Source organism: Halopseudomonas sp. (assembly GCF_041579695.1).
Taxonomy (GTDB): Bacteria; Pseudomonadota; Gammaproteobacteria; order Pseudomonadales; family Pseudomonadaceae; genus Halopseudomonas.
This window is the reverse complement of sequence record NZ_JBFGFI010000135.1, coordinates 1-4,834: the sequence shown is the minus strand read 5'-3', so window position 1 is coordinate 4,834 and position 4,834 is coordinate 1. Positions and strand designations below refer to the sequence as shown.

The window sequence follows — 4,834 nt, the reverse complement described above, 5'->3', positions numbered from 1 at the left end:
GATACTGGAGCCGCCAGCACCCGCCACGCCCAACGCGCCAATAACCTGGCCGTCCATGAGCACCGGCAAGCCCCCGCCGAGCAATAGCAGCTCATCCAGGGTATTGAGATTGGCCGAGTTCGGGTCACCCTGGGCGCGCTTGGCAAGCTCGCTGGTTGCGGTCTTGGTCGACAGCGCAGTGAAGGCCTTGCGTTGCGCTGCCAGTGTGTTGTGCGGGCCGACATTGTCATCGCGCTGCAAAGCCATCAAATGGCCTGAACGATCGACAACCGCCACCACAGCGCTGCGATCCTGCGCATGGCAAGCACTCAGCGTGGCCGCTGCCAATTGGTTGCCCAGCGCCAGCGTCAGATCCTTGCGCTCGGCTACACCCGCGGTAGTGGCCTGAGCAGCGCCTGCCGCCAGGCTGCCAATGAATAGTGTGATAAGGGACAGTCGATACAGCATGGGAGTCTCTCCTGTGTTGGTTAAGCGGTTGGACTGAGGGTGCTCATCGAAACACGCTTGCATGGTGCCGCCGCACAACAGTCAGCTGCATTGCCCGTTCATTACGTATTTGTAATGGGCAGCCCCTGGCTTTAGCTCTAATCTGGCGGCATACCATGGGAGATGAGCATGCGGATTCTGGTTGTCGAAGACGAACGCAAGGCCGCCGAGTACTTGCGCAAGGGCTTGAGCGAGTCGGGGTACCAGGTCGCTGTCGCCCATGAAGGGCTGGACGCGCGCCACATGATAGAAGAGGACACCTTCGATCTCATCATTCTGGACGTGATGCTGCCCGGCATGGATGGCTGGCAACTGATCAAGCTGATCCGCATGCGCGGCCAGACGCCGGTACTCTTTCTAACCGCGCGTGACAGCATCGAGGACCGGGTAAAGGGCCTTGAGCTGGGCGCCGATGACTACCTGATCAAGCCGTTTTCCTACTCCGAGCTGCTGGCCCGGGTGCGCAGCCTGCTGCGCCGCGCGCCACTAAGAGAGCTTGAGCATTACCGATTGGAAGACCTCGAAGTGGACGTCATGCGCAGGCAAGTGAGCCGGGCTGGCCAGCGAATCGTGCTGACCAACAAGGAGTTCGCCCTGCTGCAGCTACTGATCAGCCATGCGGGGGATGTAATGTCCCGTACCCGTATCGCCTCGGACGTCTGGAACATCAACTTTGAAAGCGATACCAACGTGGTCGACGTGGCTATTCGCCGATTGCGCGCCAAGATCGACGACCCGTTCCAGCACAAGCTGGTGCATACCGTGCGGGGCATGGGCTACAAACTGGATGCTTCAGCATGAACATCCTCTTGCGCTCTCTGAGCCTGCGGCTCGGACTGGCATTTGCGCTGCTGGGTACATTGCTGCTGGGCATCATCGGCGTTTATCTGTACCAGTCGCTGGAACGTGAAATAGCCTGGCGCGATGATCAAGCGCTGCTGGGACGTCTCGAACGCGTCCAGCTGTTGCTGGAAAACAGCCCAGACCTGAATGACCCTACCGACCGTCCCGAGCTCTATGCCAACATGCTGGGTAATATGCAGCATTTCCTCTGGGTCAAGGATGGCAATGGTCGCACGCTGGTCAGTATCAATCCTGCCGAACTGCCAGAGCCGCAAGTTTCGGTAACGACCGAGCCCACATTTCAGCAGGACCCAGCCGATACTTATCGCCTGGTCACCCAGCAGATCAGCATCAACCAGCGGCCGTTAACGCTTATCGCCGGCTACCTGTTGGCCGACCGCCAACTGATGCTCGCCGCTTATCGTTCCAACCTGATAGCCGTACTGGGCGCCGGCAGCGTGCTGATTTTTCTGTCGGGATTCTGGATAAGCCAGCGAGGTCTGCGGCCCCTGCGGCGACTTGCGCAGCAAGCTGCGGCAATCGACAGCGAACACCTGCATCTGCGCCTGCATACGGCCAGTCCCTCCAGCGAACTCGATACGCTTGTGCACAGCTTCAACCTGGCGCTAGAAAAATTGGAACAGGGCTTTGAACAACTGTCGCGATTCTCCGGTGATCTGGCTCACGAGATGCGTACACCGCTGAACAACCTGATCGGACAGACCCAGCAAACGCTAAGTCGGCCACGTTCCGCAGAACAGTACGAGCAGTTGTTCGAGTCAAACCTGGAAGAATTCGAGCGCCTGGCTCGGATGGTAGACAGCCTGCTTTTTCTGGCCCGCTGCGTGCAACCCAGCCAGAACCTCAAGCTCAGCAGCACAAACCTTCACGCCGTTACCGAAAGACTATGTGAATACTTTGAAGGCATGGCCGAGGACCAGAAGCTGACGCTGACCAATCTATGCAGCGGCCATCTGGTAGTGGAACCGGAGATGCTTACCCGGGCCCTGGCCAATCTGATCGCCAACGCTTTACGGTATACCGAGCCGGGAAGCACCATCACCATAGCCAGCCGGGAAGAGGCAACGCATACGCGCATCAGCGTCCACAATCCAGGGCCCGGCATTGCTGCAGAACACCTGCCCAGGTTATTTGAACGCTTCTACCGCGCCGACCCGTCACGAAGCCAGCCCGGCGATAGCGGGGGGCTGGGGTTATCCATAGTAGAGGCAATCATGCGGCTGCACGGCGGCACCGTCAGTATTACCAATATCGCCTCAGGCGTGAGTTTTGAACTGAACTTTCCCAAGGATCCAGGTGTGCAAGGAAGATGACTTTTTTGTAATCCTGGCGTCATGCCGGTGTTGGGACGACGGCCATATCCTGAACAGGTCAAGCGGCGGCACTCGCTACCGCAATCACTGTAAAAGGATCCAACCCATGAAATTGATCATCGCCATCATGCTGTCGCTCTCCGCCATGACCTGCACCCTGGCCCAGGCAGAAGACGGCAGCACACGCCTGAATGAACTCCACGAAATGCGTCAACAAGCAAAGTAACTCAGCACCACAACAGCCGAACGGGCAACACGAGGCGGCCTGCCAATACACCGTGGCAGACTCGCCTCTGGAGCCGCTGGAGCCGCTAGAGCTATAGAATCGTCCATCTGTCCCAGGTTTTTCTGAACTCAAAGCCTGACGCTGAAGGAATCGCACTGGCTGATATCGCCACTGTCAAAGCCGCGTTTGAACCAGGTCATGCGTTGCTGCGAACTGCCATGGGTGAAGCTGTCCGGCACCACCTCACCACCAGATCGGCGCTGCAACCGGTCGTCGCCAATCGCAGAGGCAGCGGAGAGCGCCTCGGCCAGATCGCCCTCATCCAGCAATTGCTGATTATTCGCGTCGTGGCCCCACACACCAGCGAAGCAGTCGGCCTGCAGCTCCTGGCGCACCGATAGCGCATTGACCTCTGCCTTGCTCTTGCCCACCCCGGCAGCTCGCACTTTCTGGCTGATACCCATCAGATTCTGCACGTGATGCCCTACCTCGTGGGCCACCACATAGGCCTGAGCAAAATCGCCGGGCGCGCCCAGTTGCAGTTTGAGATCACGGAAAAAGGTCAGGTCCAGATACACCTGATTATCCGCCGGGCAATAGAATGGCCCGACAGCCGAACTTGCAGTACCGCACGCTGAATTGACCCGGTCGGAAAACAGCACCAGTCGCGGTTCCTGGTAGCGTTGGCCAGATGCTGCAAAAATTGCATTCCAGGTATCCTCCGTATCCGCCAGCACCACGGACACAAACTCCGCCAACTCCTGCTCTTGCGTACTGAAACGCTGAGTGGGCTGCTGAGTGGACTGCGATGCGACCTGCGGACCACCATCGACCGGCTGCAGCAAATCAATGCCTAACATCCGGGCACCAAAAAACACCACCACACCCAAGACCAGAACGACGCGACCGATCTTGCTGCGCAGCATCATCGGCAGGAACCGGAGCAACAACAGCCCGCCCCCGGCTCCTGCACCTCGCACCGACTGCCCCCGGCGATCATCTACATTGCGGCTCTGCCGTCGCCCACGCCAATCCATTGCACCATCCTCATTAAAGCCATCGATTCGCCAGACAGCGGCGAGCACTTTCAGCAAAGACTGATCATCGCACGGAGCTGTTCAAACGTATCCGCATTTCTACGCACCCAGCACAAAGGCGCCCAGCACGCTTATCAACAGCATAAAAAGGGACCAGGCGTGGAAAGGTACCCACAAACCTGGTTGGCGGCCCAGCCTGAGCGCAATCAAATTCGCCAGGGAGCCAATAGCCAAACCGAGGCCGCCGACAATGGTGGCAGTCGAAGATGGAACGTATCGTCTTCTCTGCTCTGCCCGCCCAAGGAAGCGTCCAATAAGATCACGTTACACCACCTGAACCAGTCTCGTTCCAAGCGCATTATCTGGATGCTGGAGGAAATCGGTGTGGAATATCAGCTGGAGACCTACCAATGCGACAAGGTCACCCGCCGCGCACCTGAGGCGCTCAAAGCCACCAACCCCCTGGGCGGATTCGCCCGCGAACAGACGACCGACGTGCTGACACTCGCCAACACCGAATTGGCCGACAAAACCTACCTGATGGGTGATCAGTTTACCGGTGCGGATGTGCTGAATTCCTTTGTGTTCGAGAAGATCAGCGAGACGCGGGGGCTGGGTGAATATCCGTATCTTGAGGAATATATGAAACGGATTCTGGCACGGTCGGCTGCGCAGAAGCCTGAGGCGTTGGAGCGGGAGTATCATGCCGGGGCCGCGGCCCCGTTTTTTTCATCCTCGAGAGAACACGACATGGAACACAAACCGCCGCTGCCACACTTCGACCACGTCACAGCACAGATCAAGGTACAGATGGCCGAAGATGCCTGGAACAGCCGTGACCCGGCCCGAGTCGCACTGGCATACACGCCTGACTCCGTCTGGCGCAATCGCAGTGAATTCCTAAAGGG

At 58.5% G+C, this 4,834-nt stretch carries 5 protein-coding genes and 1 pseudogene; 4 read left to right on the top strand and 2 right to left on the bottom strand.

Going from position 1 to position 4,834, the window contains the following annotated elements:
* Positions 1–447, bottom strand: a 447-nt coding sequence (locus ABYA88_RS15330) for a heme-binding protein (protein ID WP_373188256.1), incomplete at its 3' end; no start/stop codon positions are given.
* 168 nt (positions 448–615) lie between these two features.
* Here ABYA88_RS15330 and ABYA88_RS15325 point away from each other — a divergent pair.
* Both ABYA88_RS15325 and ABYA88_RS15320 read left to right on the top strand, forming a co-directional pair.
* On the top strand, positions 616–1,287 hold the full coding sequence (locus tag ABYA88_RS15325; RefSeq protein ID WP_373188255.1) for a heavy metal response regulator transcription factor: 672 nt from the start codon (positions 616–618) through the stop codon (positions 1,285–1,287).
* Positions 1,284–2,663, top strand: a complete 1,380-nt coding sequence (locus tag ABYA88_RS15320) for a heavy metal sensor histidine kinase (protein ID WP_373188254.1) — start codon at positions 1,284–1,286, stop codon at positions 2,661–2,663. Before ABYA88_RS15325 ends, ABYA88_RS15320 begins: the two co-directional genes overlap by 4 nt.
* A 354-nt stretch (positions 2,664–3,017) precedes the next feature.
* On the opposite strand, the gene ABYA88_RS15315 is transcribed toward ABYA88_RS15320, so the two are convergent.
* Entirely contained in the window at positions 3,018–3,926 is a 909-nt protein-coding gene (locus tag ABYA88_RS15315; RefSeq protein WP_373188253.1) for a neutral zinc metallopeptidase, read from the bottom strand.
* 366 nt (positions 3,927–4,292) lie between these two features.
* On the opposite strand from ABYA88_RS15315, the pseudogene ABYA88_RS15310 reads away from it, so the two are divergent.
* Both ABYA88_RS15310 and ABYA88_RS15305 read left to right on the top strand, forming a co-directional pair.
* Positions 4,293–4,529 (top strand): annotated as a pseudogene (locus ABYA88_RS15310) (glutathione binding-like protein); the annotation flags it as partial.
* Positions 4,530–4,676: 147 nt separating this feature from the next.
* The coding region (locus ABYA88_RS15305) for a DUF1348 family protein (RefSeq protein WP_373188257.1) at positions 4,677–4,834 on the top strand (158 nt) is incomplete at its 3' end.